Consider the following 15,601-nt stretch of genomic DNA (forward strand, 5'->3'; position numbering starts at 1 on the left):
GGCTAGGCGCATTTATGAGCCAAGCAAATACCGGGGGCAAGAGCGGCGATGAGCGCAGATGCAATCCAACTCAAAGCTTTGCGCAAAATCTATGGCGGCTATAAAGGCCAGCCCGAGAAACACGCGCTGAAGGGGGTCGATCTGACGGTGCCGCGCGGCTCCGTCTTTGGCCTCTTGGGGCCCAATGGTGCGGGCAAGTCGACGCTGATCAACATCCTGGCGGGGCTGGTGCGCAAGACTTCCGGCAAGGTGACGATCTGGGGCTTTGACCAGGACGAAAACCCGCGCCAGAGCCGCGCCGCCATCGGGGTGATGCCGCAGGAGCTGAACCTGGACCCGTTCTTCACCCCGCGCGGCGCGCTGGAGGTGCAGGCAGGGCTTTACGGCGTGCCCAAGCACGAGCGCCACAGCGACGAGATCCTGCGCATGGTGGGGCTGGAGGACAAGGCGGAGGCCTATGCCCGCACGCTGTCCGGCGGCATGCGGCGGCGGCTCTTGCTGGGCAAGGCGCTGGTCCACCGCCCGAGCGTGCTGGTGCTGGATGAGCCGACGGCGGGCGTCGACATCGAGCTGCGCCAGATGCTGTGGGAGAACATCCGCAAACTGAACGCGCAAGGCATGACCATCATCCTCACCACCCACTATCTGGAGGAGGCGGAGGAGATGTGCGACGAGATCGCCATCATCAACCAGGGCGAGGTGGTGGCGCGCGACAGCAAGGCCAGCCTGCTGGGCCGGCTGGATGCCAAGACCATGGTGGTGCAGCCGGCAGAGCCCGCCGCGGCGCTGCCGCAGGGCGAGGGGATAGAGGCCAGCCTGCGCGAAGACGGTGCCGTGGTGCTGCGCTACCGCAGCCAGGCGACCAGCGCCGAGGACGTGCTGTCCGCGGTCCGCGCCGCCGGGATCAGCATCCGCGATGTGAAAACCGAAGAGGCGGACCTAGAGGATGTGTTCCTGTCGCTGACGAAGTCGGTGTCATAATTTCCATTTGCACCGCCTGGCCGATAGGCCGGGCAGCGCCCGTCCCGCCCCCCGTCATGCCGGAGGCGCGCTTCCAGCACGACGCGGGCGCTTCGCTTCCACCCCGCCGGGACGGGCGCTGCCCTCAGAGTCCTGAGGCCAACGTGGAGTTCTGCACACCAACTCCTCCTCACCCCCGGTCGATCCGCGCCTGATAGCAGTTGTTGCGCGATGACCGGATGTGGATGTAGGCGACCCGCTCATCCGCGAAAATTTTCTTGGCCCGCCCCATCATCTCCGCCTGCGGGATGACACTGCCGGTGCCATAGACGATCCGGTGATCCGCGCTGTAGCCCTTGATCAGGTAATCGGGGGAGCCCTCCAGAACCTCCGGCACCTGCTCGCCCTCATGCCGCGCGCAAGGATCGGCACACAGAAAGATCGGCCCGGTCTCGGCATAGGGCTGCGCCTCTGGAAACGGCCGGTGGGCCAGAATCAGCATTTCTGCGCCTTCGGGGATGTATTTCAGGCAATGGCGGCAGGGGGTGGCGCCGCCGTCCGATACCGTGCGCTCCGGCATCTGGCCATGTGCGTCTGGCCCGCCTTCCTGCAGGGCACGGGCAATCTTTGTGGGCAGGGCAGTGATTCTGGGCATGGTCTGTCTCCTTTTGCTGCCGGGATCCTGCCGCATCCGCCGCGCGGCAATCGACCCGGATCCTGCGCATCCCGCAGGCCGCCGGGGCGCTCCCGCCCGCCGGGCGGGCATTGGAAATGCCCTGCGGCGGTTGGGCCGGGCGCCGCGCTGGCGCGCGGCGCGGGGCACGTCGCGGCAGGTGCGTCCGGTGCGACTCCACATAAGAACAAAACGGGAATATCATGCGGGCCATGTTTGCCGAATTCGCCTGCCTGTCCAACTTCACCTTCCTCACCGGGGCCTCCCACCCCGAGGAGTATGCGGCCCGCGCGCTGGAGCTGGGCATCGCGGCCCTCGCCATTGCCGACGAAAACTCGGTGGCGGGCATCGTGCGCGCCCATGCGGAGTGCCGCAGCATCGCCCGGAGGGTGCGCGAGCGGCAGGCCTGGGACCGCCGCAACCCCCCCATCGGCCCGCCGCGCCCCGCGGGCATCCCGCAGCCACCGTCTTTCCCGGTCTATGACACCGTGCGGCTGATCCCGGCGGCGCGGCTGGTCTTCACCGACGCGCCGGAGGTGATCGCGCTGCCGCAGACCCGCACCGGCTGGGGCAGCCTGACGCGGCTGATCTCCACCGGGCGGCTGAGGGCCGAGAAGGGCAGCTGCACCCTGCACCTTGCCGACCTTCTGGAATTTGCGGACGGCCTGCACCTGCTCCTGCTGCCGCAGGCGCAACACCTGCGGGGCGGCGCGGGCGGATGGGGGCCGCATACGGACGCGCTGACGCGCCGCTTTGGCGGGCGGATGCACCTGCTGATGACGCCCGCCTATGACGGCGGCGACCGGGCGCGGTTTGCGCAGCTCGCAGATCTCGCCAGCCGCCTCGATCTGCCGCTTCTCGCCAGTGCCGCGCCCAGGATGCACCACGGCCGCCGCCGCCGCCTGGGCGACGTGCTGAGTGCCATCCGCCTGCGCTGCAAGGTGGAGGAGCTGGGCCGCGCCGCCATGGCCAATGGCGAGCAGCGGCTGCGGTCCGAAGGTGAAATGCGCCGCCTGTTCCGGGGCTATGAGGCGGCGGTGGACAATGCCGCCCGGCTGGCGGACCGGCTGACCTTCTCGCTGGATGAGCTGCGCTATGACTACCCGGACGAGGGGCGCGGCAGCGAAACCCCGCCGCAGCGGCTGCGGCGGCTGGCCGAAGAGGGCCTGCAATGGCGCTACCCGGGCGGCGCGCCGGACAAGGTGCGCAGCCTGCTGGAGCATGAGCTGGCCCTGATCGCCAAGCTGAAATACGACCCCTATTTCCTCACCGTGCGCGACATCGTCGCCTTTGCCCGCTCCCGCGGCATCCTCTGCCAAGGCCGGGGTTCGGCGGCGAACTCGGTGGTCTGCTACTGCCTGGGCGTCACCTCGGTCAGCCCGGAACTGGGCACCATGGTGTTCGAACGCTTCGTGTCCGAGGCCCGCGACGAGCCGCCCGACATCGACGTCGACTTCGAGCATGAGCGGCGCGAGGAGGTGATCCAGTGGATCTATGAGCGTTATGGGCGGGAGCGCGCAGGGCTGTGCGCCACGGTGATCCACTACCGCGGCAAGCGCGCCATCCGCGAGGTGGGCCGCGCCATGGGCCTGACCGAAGACACCATCTCGGCGCTTTCCTCGCAGCTGTGGGGGTTTTTCAGCACCAAGGGCGTGGAGGCCGAGCGGATGCGCGAGATCGGGCTCGACCCGAACAGCCGCCGCCTGCAGCTGACGATGCAGCTGGTGGAGGAGATCATCGGCTTCCCGCGCCACCTGAGCCAGCATGTGGGCGGCTTCATCATCACTGAAGGAAGGCTGGATGAGCTGGTCCCGATCGAGAACGCCACCATGGAGGGCCGCACGGTCATCTGCTGGGACAAGGACGACATCGACACGCTGGGCATCCTCAAGGTCGATGTGCTGTCGCTGGGTATGCTCACCTGCATCCGCAAGGCGTTTGATCTGATGCGCCAGCACCACCAGCTGGACTACAGCCTCGCCACCCTGCCGCCGGAGGACCCAGCGGTCTACAATATGCTGTGCCGGGCCGACAGCATCGGGGTGTTCCAGGTCGAAAGCCGGGCGCAGATGAACTTTCTGCCCCGGATGCGGCCGCGCTGTTTCTATGACCTGGTGATCGAGGTCGCCATCGTCCGCCCCGGGCCGATCCAGGGCGACATGGTGCACCCCTATATCCGCCGCAGGAACGGCGAGGAGCCGGTGCATTTCCCGTCCGATGCGCTGGGCGAGGTCTTGGGCAAGACGCTGGGCGTGCCGCTGTTTCAGGAGCAGGCGATGCAGATCGCCATCGTCGGCGCCGGTTTCACGCCGGAACAGGCCGACCGGCTGCGGCGGTCCTTGGCGACCTTCAAGAAACACGGCAACGTCAGCGAGTTCCGCAGCCTGTTCCTGCGCGGCATGGCAAAGAACGGCTATGATGAGGCGTTCTCGGAACGCTGCTTTTCCCAGATCGAGGGCTTTGGCTCCTACGGGTTTCCCGAAAGCCATGCGGCGTCTTTTGCGCTCCTGGTCTATGCCTCGGCCTGGATCAAATGCCACCATCCGGGGATCTTCGCCTGCGCGCTCTTGAACGCCCAGCCGATGGGGTTTTACGCGCCCGCCCAGATCGTGCGCGATGCCCGCGCGCACGGGGTGGAGGTGCGCCCGGTCTGTATCAACAGCTCCTACTGGGACAACGTGATGGAGCCTGACGGCCACGGCGGGCTGGCGCTGCGGCTGGGGTTCCGGCAGGTGAAGGGCCTGCGGGATGAGGACGCCGCCTGGCTGACCGCGGCGCGCGGCAACGGCTACACGGAGGTGGAGGACGTCTGGCGCAAGGCGGGGCTGGCGCCGCCGGTGATCGAGCGGCTGGCGGAGGCGGATGCCTTTGCCGCGCTGGGGATGAACCGGCGGGAAGCCTTATGGGCAGCCAAGGCGATCTCGGCCCGCAAGCCGCTGCCGCTGTTTGCCCGCGAACTGGACGGCGAGGCGATTCATGAGCCGGAGGCCAGCTTGCCGCAGATGGGGCTGGGCGAGGAGGTGGTGGAGGATTACGTCGCCATGCGGCTTTCCCTGCGGGCGCATCCGGTGGCGCTGATCCGGCATCTGCTGACGCCGCAGGACACCGGCGGCGGGGCGGAGGGCGGACCGGGGATTTGAGTATTTGGGGAAAGATGAAAGGCGCAGGGCGGGTTTGCGCCTGATCCTGCGGCTGATAACGCCAACTGCGGCAGGAATGGCGGTTCACCCCGGCGCGGCGAGGCGTTAGAAGGCTTGCGAACCTTTCCTTGCCCCGGAGTCTGACCCATGAGCGCACCCAAACCCGTTGTCCTGTGCATTCTCGATGGCTGGGGCAGTGCGGAGCCGGGCAAGGCCAACGCGCCTTATCTGGCGGACACCCCCGCGTTTGACGCCATCATGGCCAAGGGGCCGAACGCAATGCTGATCACCCACGGGCCGGATGTGGGCTTGCCGACCGGGCAGATGGGCAACTCCGAGGTCGGCCACACCAACATCGGCGCGGGCCGGGTGGTGGCGATGGACCTGGGCCAGATCGACCTGGCGATCGAGGATGGCAGCTTCTTTGAAAACGAGGCGCTGCAGGCGTTTACCGCCAAGCTGAAGGAGACCGGCGGTGCGGCGCATCTGATGGGGCTGGTCTCGGACGGCGGCGTGCATGGGCATATCAGCCACATCCTGGCGGCGGTGAAGGCGATCACCAGTGCCGGCGTGCCGGTCTGGCTGCATGCCATCACCGACGGCCGCGACGTGGCGCCGAAATCGGCGTTCGGCTATTTCCGCGAACTGGAAGAAAAGCTGCCCGAAGGCGCGCGGATCGCCACCGTCACAGGGCGTTATTTTGCGATGGACCGCGACAACCGCTGGGGCCGCGTGAGCGAAGCCTATGACGCGATGATCCATGCCAAGGGGCGCCCGGGGCTGAACGCCCATGGCGCGGTGGACCATGCCTATAACCAGTCCGAGACCGATGAATTCATCGCGGCCACCGTGCTGCAGGGCTATTCGGGGGTGAAGGACGGCGACGGGTTTTTCTGCCTGAACTTCCGCGCCGACCGGGCGCGGGAGATCCTGCGCGCCATCGGCGAGCCGGGCTTTGCGGAGTTCGACCCCGGCGTGCGGCCCAAGCTGGCGGCGCTGATGGGCATGGTGGAATATTCCGATGCCCATAATGACTACATGACCACCTGCTATCCCAAGGCGGCCATCGTCAACACGCTGGGCGAATGGGTGGCCAAACAGGGCAAGCGCCAGTTCCGCCTGGCGGAGACCGAGAAATACCCGCATGTCACCTTCTTCCTGAACGGCGGCAAGGAAGAGCCGGAGGTGGGCGAGGACCGCTTTATGCCGAAGTCGCCGAATGTGGCGACCTATGATTTGCAGCCGGAGATGAGCGCGCCGGAGGTGACGGCGAAATTCGTCGAGGCGATCGAGGCGGGCTATGACCTGATTGTCACCAACTATGCCAATCCCGACATGGTCGGCCACACTGGTGATCTGAAGGCGGCGATCCGTGCCTGCGAGGCGGTGGACCAGGGGCTGGCCCTGGTGGTTCAGGCGCTGGAGAAGGCGGGCGGCGCGATGATCGTCACCGCCGACCACGGCAATTGCGAGGTGATGGTGGACCCGGTGACCGGCGGCGCCCATACCGCCCATACGCTGAACCTGGTGCCGGCGGTGCTGGTCGGCGGGCCGGAGGGCGCGCAGTTGCGCGACGGGCGGCTGGCCGATCTGGCGCCGACCCTGCTGGAGCTGATGGGGCTGGAGAAGCCGGCCGAAATGACCGGGGAGAGCCTGCTGTCATGATCCGGCGGGCGGGCCTGTTGCTGCTGGGGCTGCTGGCGGCGCCCCTGCCGGCGGCTGCCAACCCGGCGTCCGCAGCGCGCGAGGCGGCGGCAGAGCTGGAGGCTGCCTCGGTGCAGTTGCAGGAAGCCGCCAGTTCCCGCGACCGGGTGAAGGCGCTGACCTCGGCCGTGCAGGCCTATGAGGCCGGGCTGGCGGCGATGCGCGACGGCTTGCGCCGGGTGGCGCGGCGCGAGGCGCAGCTGAGCGCCCAGCTGGCGGCGCGGCAGGAAGAGGTCTCGGGGCTTTTGGGGATCATCCAGACGATTGAGACCTCGCCGCCGCCGGTCCTGATGGTGCATCCCTCCGGGCCTTTGGGCGCGGCGCGCTCCGCCATGATGCTGGCCGAGGTGACGCCGGCGCTGCACGCCAAGGCGCAGTCGCTGAAGACGGATCTGGACGAGGTGCAGAGCTTGCGGCTGCTGCAGCAGAACGCGGCCAGGACGCTGGAAGAGGGGCTGGCGGGCGTGCAGTCCGCGCGGGTGCAGCTGTCGACCGCGATTGCCGACCGCACCACGCTGCCCAAGCGCTTCACCGCCGATCCGGTGCGCACCGCGATCCTGATCTCCTCGACCGAGACACTGTCGGGGTTTGCCGACGGGCTGGCCGAAATCGCGGATGGCGAAATCGCCGAATCCAGCGCCGATATCAGCGATCTGCGCGGCACCCTGCCGCTGCCGGTCGAAGGGCTGGTGCTGCGCGGCTATGGCGAGCGCGATGCGGCGGGGATTGCCCGCCCGGGCCTGCTGATCGCCGCCCGCCCGCGGGCGCTGGTGACCGCGCCCGCCGCCGCCACCATCCGGTACCGCGGGCCGCTTCTGGATCTGGGCAACGTGGTGATTCTGGAGCCGCAGCCGGAGACCCTGTTTGTGCTGTCCGGGCTGGCCGAGGTGTTCGGCGAGGCGGGGCAGGTGATCCCCGAGGGCACCCCCGTCGGCCTGATGAGCGGCGAAAACCCCGGGCCGGACGCAATTCTGTCAACAAGCGGTGAAGGGGGTGGAACTGACCGGACAGAAACGCTCTATATAGAAGTGAGAATGGACAACAGCCCGGTGGATCCGGAAACATGGTTCCGCACTGGAAAAGGTGGATGAAGGCTTGATGAAAAAATTTGCGATGGCCGCCCTGGGCGGCACGCTGGCAGGGATTGTCGCCACGACATATGTTGCAGGCCCCTTGCTGGCGCAGGAAGGCACGCGCGAGGCCAATGTCTATGAGCAGCTGGACCTGTTCGGCGACATCTTCGAGCGCATCCGCGCGCAATACGTCGAGGAAGTCGACGAGAAGGAGCTGATCGAGGCGGCGATCGGCGGAATGCTGACCTCGCTGGATCCGCATTCCAGCTACCTGTCGCCGGATGACGCGGCCAGCATGCGGGTGCAGACCCGCGGCGAGTTCGGCGGGCTGGGCATCGAGGTCACCCAGGAAGAGGGCTTTGTCAAAGTCGTCTCCCCCATCGACGGCACCCCGGCGGATGAGGCCGGCATGGAAGCCGGCGATTTCATCACCCATGTGGACGGCGAAAGCGTGCTGGGCCTGTCGCTGGACGAGGCGGTTACCATGATGCGCGGGCCGGTCGGCTCGGAGATCGTGATCACCGTGGTGCGCGAGGGCGAGGATGAGCCGTTCGACGTCTCGATCATCCGCGACACGATCACGCTGACCGCGGTGCGCAGCCGTATCGAAGGCGATACCGTGGTAATGCGGATCACCACCTTCAACGACCAGACCACGCCGAACCTGGAAGCGGGCCTGAAGGAGCAGATCGAGGAAGCCGGCGGCCTGGATCAGGTCAACGGCATCGTTCTGGACCTGCGCAACAACCCGGGCGGCCTGCTGAACCAGGCGATCCAGGTGGCCGACAGCTTTCTGGAGTCGGGTGAGATCGTCTCGACCCGCGGCCGCGACCCGGAGGATGGCGAGCGGTTCAATGCCACCCCGGGCGATCTGGCCGACGGCAAGCCGATTGTGGTGCTGATCAACGGCGGCTCTGCCTCGGCGTCGGAAATCGTGGCGGGCGCGCTGCAGGACCACCGCCGGGCGATTGTCGTGGGCACCAAGTCGTTTGGCAAAGGGTCGGTGCAGACGGTGATGCCGCTGAAGGGCGACGGCGCCATGCGCCTGACCACCGCGCGCTATTACACGCCGTCGGGCCGGTCGATCCAGGCGCTGGGCGTGTCGCCCGATATCGTGGTGGAGCAGCCCCGCCGGGTGGCCGCGACGGAGGAGGAGGAGGACGCTGCTGCCGCCCGCCGCTCCCGTTCGGAAGCCGACCTGCGCGGCCGCCTGAGCAATGACTCCCTGAGCGAGGATGAGATTCGCCAGATCGAGGAAGAGCGCGAGAAGGCCGAGAAAGCCGCCGAGCTGCGCGAGGAGGATTACCAGCTGGCCTATGCCATCGACATCCTGAAGGGGATGGTGGCGCTGGGGCCGAAGTAAACCCGCCGCAACACCGCAGCACAAAGGGGCCGTCCGGTTGGGCGGCCTTTTTTCTGTCTGCATGGCCGCCGGGTCTGGCGGGGCTTGATTGCTGTGCCGTTTAAGCGCGGTGTCCCGATGAAGGGGGCGGCGCCGCCGGGTGGAGGTGGACAGACCCCACGGGGGGCCTGCTCGGACAAGCTCGCTTGGACGACCCCCTTTTTATCAGGGCCGGTCTCCGGGTGTTGCGCAGGCAGCCGCACAGATGCCTGCGCCTCGTATCATGGCCCTTGCGCGGGGCCATGGCGGGTGATCTCGATCGCCTGGCAGGATGGCATGGCGGGGTGAGGATCAGGTGAAGGGGGCGTGCGGCGGGGACGCAACACCTTGCCCGGATGAAGGTGCGCAGCACCGCCGGGCTGCGCCTGCCTGCCCCCCGGCAGGCGCATTTGCGCCCGCCCAGGCAGGCGCAGCCCTCTGTCGGTAACGGGAGCCCGAAAGCAAGAGGGCCGCGTTTTCTTTTCAGGCAGCTTCGCCCGCGTCCTTGCGTCATTGCGAAAATAAACGCCCGATATCCGGCGTACTGACCGGGCGGGCTGGTCTATGCTCCGGGCATGATGTTTGACCTGCCTGATTCCAAGACCCTGTATCAAGCTTTGCTGGACCGTGACGCCGCCTATGAGGGGCGCGCCTATGTCGGCGTGACCTCCACCGGCATCTTCTGCCGGCTGACCTGCCCGGCGCGCAAGCCCAAGTTCGAGAACTGCCGGTTCCACGCCACCCCCGGCGACTGTATCGAGGCGGGGTTCCGCGCCTGCAAGCGCTGCAAGCCCTTGGCCGCTGCCGCCGGCGATGATCCGATGGTGCAGGACCTGCTGGCGCGGCTGGAGGCGCGGCCTGCCTACCGCTGGGGCGAGGGTGACCTTGCCCGGCTGGGGCTGGATGCCTCGACCGTGCGGCGCGCCTTCAAGCGGCATTTCGGCATGACTTTCCTGGAGATGGCGCGGCAGCGGCGGCTGCGCGAGGGCTTTACCGCGCTCAAAGCCGGCGAGCCGGTGATTGCAGCGCAGATCGATGCGGGGTTTGAAAGCGCCAGCGCCTTTCGCGCGGCCTTTGCCAGGCTGGTGGGGATTGCGCCCGGCGCCTTTCGCAAGGATGCGCTGCTGCTGGCGGACTGGATCGACACGCCCTTGGGCGCGATGATTGCGATCAGCTGCGCCCATCAGCTGCATCTGCTGGAGTTTGCCGACCGCAAGGCGCTGCCGCGCGAGGTGGCGAAGCTGCAAATGGCGCAGCCCGGCGGTTTGGGGTTTGGCCGCCCTGCGCCGACCGGGCAGATTGCAGAGGAGTTGCGCCGCTACTTTGCCGGCGCGGGCGCGGATTTCCGCACCCCGCTGGCGCTGCATGGCACTGCGTTTGAGCGCGCGGTCTGGCGTTATCTTCTGACCATCCCGGCGGGGGAGACCCGCAGCTATTCGCAGATCGCGCGGGAGCTGGGGCGGCCTTCGGCCGCGCGGGCGGTGGCGCGGGCCAATGGCACCAACCAGCTGGCGCTGGTGGTGCCCTGCCACCGGGTGCTGTCGGCGGATGGCGCGCTGACCGGCTATGGCGGCGGCTTGTGGCGCAAGCAAAGGCTGATAGAAATTGAGACAGGCTACAGACAAAGGATTTCAGCATGACATATTCCGACCGCGCCGCCGGTTTCGCGGCGCTGCACCAGCCGGGCAATCCGGTGGTGCTTTACAACATCTGGGACACCGGCAGCGCCAAGGCGGTTGCCGGGGCCGGGGCCAAGGCGCTGGCGACCGGCAGTTTCCCGGTGGCGGCGGCGCAGGGGTTTCCCGATGGCGAGCAGATCCCGCTGGAGTTCGTGCTGGGCAATGCAGAGCGCATCGTTGCGGCCACGGATCTGCCGGTGACGATTGATTTCGAGGGCGGTTACGCCAGCGAGCCGGAGCAGCTGACCGTCAATGTGACGCGGCTGGCGCACACCGGCGCGGTGGGGCTGAATTTCGAGGATCAGGTGGTCGGCACCGCGGATCTGTACGGCATCATCGAGCAGGCCCGCCGGGTGACCGCGGTGCGGGCGGCCCATGCGGATATGTTCGTCAATGCGCGCACCGATCTGTTCCTGAAGGAAAAGGATGCCTCCAAGCACGGCACCCTGCTGTCCGAGGCGCTGGAGCGCGGGGCGGCCTATGCCGAAGCGGGCGCGAACGGCTTTTTCGTGCCGGGGCTGAGCGATCCCGACCTGATTGCCCGGGTCTGCGAGGCGAGTGCGCTGCCGGTCAACACGATGATGCGCGGCATCACGCTGGAGACGGCGCGGCAGGCGGGTGTCGCGCGCTGCAGCTATGGCCCGATCCCGCACGCGAAACTGATGCAGGTGCTGGCGGAGCAGTTTCAGGCGCTGGAGTAGGCGGCTTGGCTGTGCGTTCGGGCAATTTCCGATCTCCCGCCCGGCTGGAAGGCCGGGCAGCGCCGGGACATCAATTCAGGACGTTTCCAGGCAGTGGCGGCGGAAGGCGCGCTTGAGCATGTCCAGCTCGGCGCGCAGCAGCTCCACCTCGGCGCGCAGGTCGTCGGCCACCGCCTCGCCGCCGATCAGGGTGAAATCGCCCAGCCGGGTGCTGCTGGCGGCATCGAAGATCACAACGGTCTGCACCCCGTCGGCCACGGCCTCCGCCGGGACCGGCACCGCCAGCGCCCATTCGCCGCCGGTCTCGCCCTCGCTGAGCCGGACGTCCTGGACCGGCTGATCCTGGAACATCACGGTAATGTCCGGCCTGGCGCCGCTGGCGGGGGCGTTGCCGATCCGGCCTTCCCAGACGCCGTTGCGGAAGCGGATTTTGGTCAGTGTCAGGTCGCTCATGTCAGGTCACTCATGTCCAGTCACGCATGGGTCAGGGCCGCTCAGATCGCCGCGCGGCGGTGGCGCGAGAAGGTCAGGTCGCGCAGGATCACCTGGTTCATGTCAGGCGCCTCGAAGATCAGGTCGAACCAGATCTTTTCGATCCGCTTTTCGTTCAGGCGGGAATAGGCCAGGTCGAATTCCACCACGATGTTCTTTTCCTCCATCGGCAGCTCGCGCACGATCTGTTCGGTGTTGGGGCCGTGCTGGATGTTGAGCCGGGCGAAGATCTCGATCGGCTTTTCGGATTCGATGATGCTGTCCACCCGCAGGAGGTGCTGGCGGGTCATGCCGGTGGCGGCTTCGGGCGGCAGGTCGATCACCAGCGACAGGAAGGAGCCGTCGAATTTGAACACGTCCATGCGCAGCCCGAAGGGGGCGAGATCCTCCTCGCGGGTGTTGCGGAGCTGGCGCAGGGTCAGTTCGGAGAAGGCGCAGTCATGGAACAGCTGCACCTCATCGCCCAGCCGCGCCTTGGGCGGGGCCGAGGCCAGGCCGCGATCGGGCAGGGGGCCGCGCCACAGCTCCGGGCGCCAGGACCAGTCGGTGCCATGCGGGCGCGGAAAGAAGGAAGAGCCGATCTGCGGCAGCGCTAGGCGGCCGTCGGCGGTGTGGATCAGCCGGTCCAGATGGGTGCGCAGCTGGCGGGCCTGGTTGCGCTGGCGGCGCAGCTCCGCCAGCGGCGCGCGCGCCGAGTCCTCAGCCGCTGCGCGCCAGCGGCGCAGGCTGCGCAGATGCATCAGCCGGTCCAAAATCCTGCCCATCGTGCTCTCTCTTGCCTGTTCGAGGTCTTGCTGGCCTGTCCGGCCCCGGTGCGGCTGGCCGCGGGGGGCTGGCGGCAGTGTAACCGGGCGGGGCTATTGAAATAAACCGGCAATCCGCTGGCCGAGCCCGCGTTTTTTGCGGGGGGCGGCCGCTTTGGCACCCGTATCAGGGCCTGCGGGCCGGACCCGGGGCCGCAGCGCTGCGGGTGCGGCTGCTGCCGGAGCCTGCGCGGCCTGCGCCTGTTCCAGGGCCGGCAGGGTGGAGGCTTCCAGCGTGCGGTGGGCCGCCTCGTTCAGCAGGGCGGCGCCGTGGCTGCCCAGAGCGCTGCTGCCGTCGGGCGCGTAAAGCGCCAGCGCGATCAGGTGGCGGTCCAGCACAAAGGCGCCGCGCCAGTGCACCGGGCTGGCGCCCTTGGCCACGGCCTGAGGGAATTCCAGCCTGACCAGCGGCAGCAGCTGGTCCTCGCGGCTTTCCAGCAGCCGGGCGCCGGGGAACATGGCGGCGATGTCGCTGGCCCGCGGCGCCAGGGCGTTCTGCCTGGCGGGGCCGATGGATGCGGTCAGCACCGCCGCCTTGCGGGCGCCGAACCAGCCGCGCCCCTCCAGACGGCTGCAATGGGCGATCAGGGCAAAGCCGCCGCCGGCCTGCGGCAGGCTGCTGCGGCGGTCGAAACAGTAGCCTGCCGGCGCGGCCAGCATTACCTCGCCGTTGGCAAAGGGCATCACCTGGCCGTCCTTCCGGGCAGCGGGGTCTGCGCTGCGGGCGGCAAAGGACAGCTCCTGCGGCGCAGGGCTGCAGGCGGTCAGCAGCGCACCGGTCAGCGCCGCGGCAACGGCCTTGGCCATTTGCCCAAAGATCGGCGCCTTTCCGCCGTCTGGCGGAAAAGGCGCGGGTTTTCCGCTGGTTGTTCTGCTCACTTCTGCCCCTGCCGGTCTTGTTTTTTCCCAAATTCATAGCGGGCGGGCGCACAGACGGGCAAGAGCGAACCGGTCCCGGGCACCGGTGCCTTGCCTTGGCGTTGCAGCAATGCATAACGTTGGCGCACCTTGCCGCCACCCGGTCCGGAGGAACCATGCTGCACAGTCACAGCTACAGAGCGCATGAGGCCTTGGTGCGGTTTGCCCGGGTGCAGCCGCAGCTGTGGCGGCTGATGCTGGGGCTGGTGCTGGTGGCGGCGGTCAGTTTTGCGATGACGGCAGCGCTGCAGGTGACGGTGGCGGGGCTGTTCCCCGGCGCCTGGCTGCAAGGGCTGGCCGATGGCAGCAATCCAGGCGCGATGCTGGTGCTTTTGGGCAGCTTTGCCTTCCTGTCGCTGGGGGTGGCGATGGCGGCGCGGCTGTTCCATCAGCGCAGCTTTGCCACCGTGACCGGGCATCTGCGGCCGCTGGTGCGGCAGTTCGGCCGCGTCAGCCTGTACCTGCTGGGCCTCGGCCTGCTGCTGATGACCCTGCCGCCCTATGGCATGGGGCCGCCGATGACCCCGAACCTGCCGTTCTGGACCTGGCTGGGCATCCTGCCGCTGTCCGCCGCCGCGGTGCTGGTGCAGACCGGGTCTGAGGAAATCCTGTTCCGCGGCTATATCCAGCAGGCGCTGGCGGCGCGGTTCCGCAGCCCGGCGGTCTGGCTGGTGGTGCCCTCGGCGCTGTTTGCGCTGGGCCACTATCTGCCCGCCGACGCCGGGGAGAATGCGCTGCTGATCACCGCCTGGGCCGGGCTGTTCGGGCTGCTGATGGCGGACCTGACGGCGCGGGCCGGCACACTGGGCCCGGCGATGGCGGTGCATTTCTTCAACAACGCCGCAGCACTCCTGCTGTTTGCCTCGCCGACCAGCCTGAACGGGCTGGCGTTGTACCTGATCCCCTTCGATATGGGCGACACCGGCAACCTGCGCCCGTGGATGGCCGTCGACTTTGCGCTGATGCTGGTCAGCTGGCTGACAGCACGGCTTGCCATACGCCGCTGATTGCAATTGCGGCAAATGCGCCTTATCTGGGAGGCAAACCGCGCCCCCGGAGAGGCAAGCAATATGAACTGGATCACCAACTACGTCCGGCCCAAGATCAACTCGATCTTTTCGCGCCGCGAAGTGCCCGAGAACCTTTGGCAGAAGTGCGATGAATGCGGCACCATGCTGTTTCACCGCGAGCTGAGCGACAATCAGAACGTCTGCACCAGCTGCGGCCACCACATGCATATCTCGCCGCGCGACCGTTTCACTGCGCTGTTTGACGGCGGCGTGTTCACCGAGGTCGCGGTGCCGGAGCCGCTGACCGATCCGCTGAAGTTCAAGGATCAGAAGAAATACCCGGAGCGGATCAAGGCCGCGCAGAAGAAGACCGGCGAGAAGGAAGCGATGCTGGTGGCCGCGGGCGAGATCGGCCGCACGCCGATTATCGCCGCCGCGCAGGACTTCTCCTACATGGGCGGCTCGATGGGCATGTATGTGGGCAATGCCATCATCGCCGCAGCCGAGGAAGCGGTAAAGCTGGGCCGCCCGCTGGTCTTGTTCTCTGCGGCCGGCGGCGCCCGGATGCAGGAAGGCATCCTGTCGCTGATGCAGATGCCGCGCACCACCGTTGCGGTGGAGATGCTGAAAGAGGCGGGCCTGCCCTATATCGTGGTGCTGACCCATCCGACCACCGGCGGGGTGACGGCGTCTTATGCGATGCTGGGGGATGTGCATATCGCTGAGCCGAACGCGCTCATCTGCTTTGCGGGCCCCCGGGTGATCGAGCAGACCATCCGCGAGAAGCTGCCCGACGGCTTCCAGCGGGCCGAGTACCTGCTGGACCACGGCATGCTGGACCGGGTGACCCCGCGCACCGAAATGCGCCAGGAGCTGATCACCATCATCCGGATGCTGATGGGCCTGCCGCCGCAGGTGGTGGGCGATCTGCCGGTGCCGGAGAAGGAAGAGGCGCCCAAGGCCGCAAATGCGCCGGCCGATGGCGCTCCCAGTGAAGAAGCTGCCGAGTAACCCGGCCTATAGTGAATCGCCTGGCCGCCTGGCCGGGCCGCGCCCGTCCTCATCAG

At 67.8% G+C, this 15,601-nt stretch carries 13 protein-coding genes; 9 read left to right on the plus strand and 4 right to left on the minus strand.

The window, feature by feature from the left end; genetic code table 11:
* The first annotated feature begins 48 nt into the window (after nt 1–48).
* Nucleotides 49–981, plus strand: coding sequence for an ABC transporter ATP-binding protein (locus PHA8399_RS06660; RefSeq protein ID WP_058285390.1), 933 nt, complete (start codon nt 49–51; stop codon nt 979–981).
* Between the two features lie 169 nt (nt 982–1,150).
* On the opposite strand, the gene PHA8399_RS06665 is transcribed toward PHA8399_RS06660, so the two are convergent.
* Complete coding sequence (locus PHA8399_RS06665) at nt 1,151–1,615, minus strand: DUF1203 domain-containing protein (protein WP_058285391.1); 465 nt, start codon at nt 1,613–1,615, stop codon at nt 1,151–1,153.
* Nucleotides 1,616–1,845: 230 nt separating this feature from the next.
* Between PHA8399_RS06665 and PHA8399_RS06670 the strand changes: the two genes are divergently transcribed.
* From PHA8399_RS06670 to PHA8399_RS06695, 6 genes are all read left to right on the plus strand, one after another.
* Nucleotides 1,846–4,773 (plus strand): error-prone DNA polymerase, encoded by a 2,928-nt coding sequence (locus tag PHA8399_RS06670; RefSeq protein WP_058285504.1) that lies wholly within the window; start codon nt 1,846–1,848, stop codon nt 4,771–4,773.
* 147 nt (nt 4,774–4,920) lie between these two features.
* Nucleotides 4,921–6,438: a 2,3-bisphosphoglycerate-independent phosphoglycerate mutase gene (gene gpmI, locus PHA8399_RS06675; RefSeq protein ID WP_058285392.1), complete on the plus strand. Its 1,518-nt coding sequence runs from the start codon at nt 4,921–4,923 to the stop codon at nt 6,436–6,438.
* Entirely contained in the window at nt 6,435–7,568 is a 1,134-nt protein-coding gene (locus PHA8399_RS06680) for a murein hydrolase activator EnvC family protein (protein ID WP_058285393.1), read from the plus strand. The genes gpmI and PHA8399_RS06680 overlap by 4 nt, the downstream gene beginning before the upstream one ends.
* Nucleotides 7,569–7,575: 7 nt before the next feature.
* Nucleotides 7,576–8,913 carry a S41 family peptidase gene (locus tag PHA8399_RS06685; RefSeq protein ID WP_058285505.1) on the plus strand — a complete coding sequence of 446 codons (1,338 nt, stop codon included), beginning with the start codon at nt 7,576–7,578 and terminating at the stop codon, nt 8,911–8,913.
* A 593-nt stretch (nt 8,914–9,506) separates the two neighbouring features.
* A complete protein-coding gene (locus PHA8399_RS06690; protein WP_058285394.1) occupies nt 9,507–10,571 on the plus strand; it encodes a bifunctional transcriptional activator/DNA repair enzyme AdaA in 1,065 nt (354 codons plus the stop codon).
* Nucleotides 10,568–11,311: an isocitrate lyase/PEP mutase family protein gene (locus tag PHA8399_RS06695; protein ID WP_058285395.1), complete on the plus strand. Its 744-nt coding sequence runs from the start codon at nt 10,568–10,570 to the stop codon at nt 11,309–11,311. The genes PHA8399_RS06690 and PHA8399_RS06695 overlap by 4 nt, the downstream gene beginning before the upstream one ends.
* Nucleotides 11,312–11,386: 75 nt before the next feature.
* Here the strand turns inward: PHA8399_RS06695 and PHA8399_RS06700 are convergent, their stop codons facing one another.
* The 3 genes from PHA8399_RS06700 to PHA8399_RS06710 all read right to left on the minus strand — a co-directional run bounded on the left by PHA8399_RS06700 (nt 11,387) and on the right by PHA8399_RS06710 (nt 13,413).
* Nucleotides 11,387–11,764: a hypothetical protein gene (locus tag PHA8399_RS06700; protein ID WP_058285396.1), complete on the minus strand. Its 378-nt coding sequence runs from the start codon at nt 11,762–11,764 to the stop codon at nt 11,387–11,389.
* A gap of 41 nt (nt 11,765–11,805) precedes the next feature.
* Nucleotides 11,806–12,567, minus strand: a complete 762-nt coding sequence (locus tag PHA8399_RS06705; RefSeq protein WP_058285397.1) for a DUF6478 family protein — start codon at nt 12,565–12,567, stop codon at nt 11,806–11,808.
* A 93-nt stretch (nt 12,568–12,660) separates the two neighbouring features.
* Nucleotides 12,661–13,413 (minus strand): hypothetical protein, encoded by a 753-nt coding sequence (locus tag PHA8399_RS06710; RefSeq protein WP_244270166.1) that lies wholly within the window; start codon nt 13,411–13,413, stop codon nt 12,661–12,663.
* A 227-nt stretch (nt 13,414–13,640) separates the two neighbouring features.
* Between PHA8399_RS06710 and PHA8399_RS06715 the strand changes: the two genes are divergently transcribed.
* Both PHA8399_RS06715 and accD read left to right on the plus strand, forming a co-directional pair.
* Entirely contained in the window at nt 13,641–14,531 is an 891-nt protein-coding gene (locus tag PHA8399_RS06715) for a CPBP family intramembrane glutamic endopeptidase (RefSeq protein ID WP_058285399.1), read from the plus strand.
* 63 nt (nt 14,532–14,594) lie between these two features.
* Complete coding sequence (gene accD / locus PHA8399_RS06720) at nt 14,595–15,545, plus strand: acetyl-CoA carboxylase, carboxyltransferase subunit beta (protein ID WP_058285400.1); 951 nt, start codon at nt 14,595–14,597, stop codon at nt 15,543–15,545.
* The last annotated feature ends 56 nt before the right edge of the window (nt 15,546–15,601 follow it).

It is taken from the genome of Leisingera aquaemixtae (assembly GCF_001458395.1).
In the GTDB taxonomy this organism is placed as follows: domain Bacteria; phylum Pseudomonadota; class Alphaproteobacteria; order Rhodobacterales; family Rhodobacteraceae; genus Leisingera; species Leisingera aquaemixtae.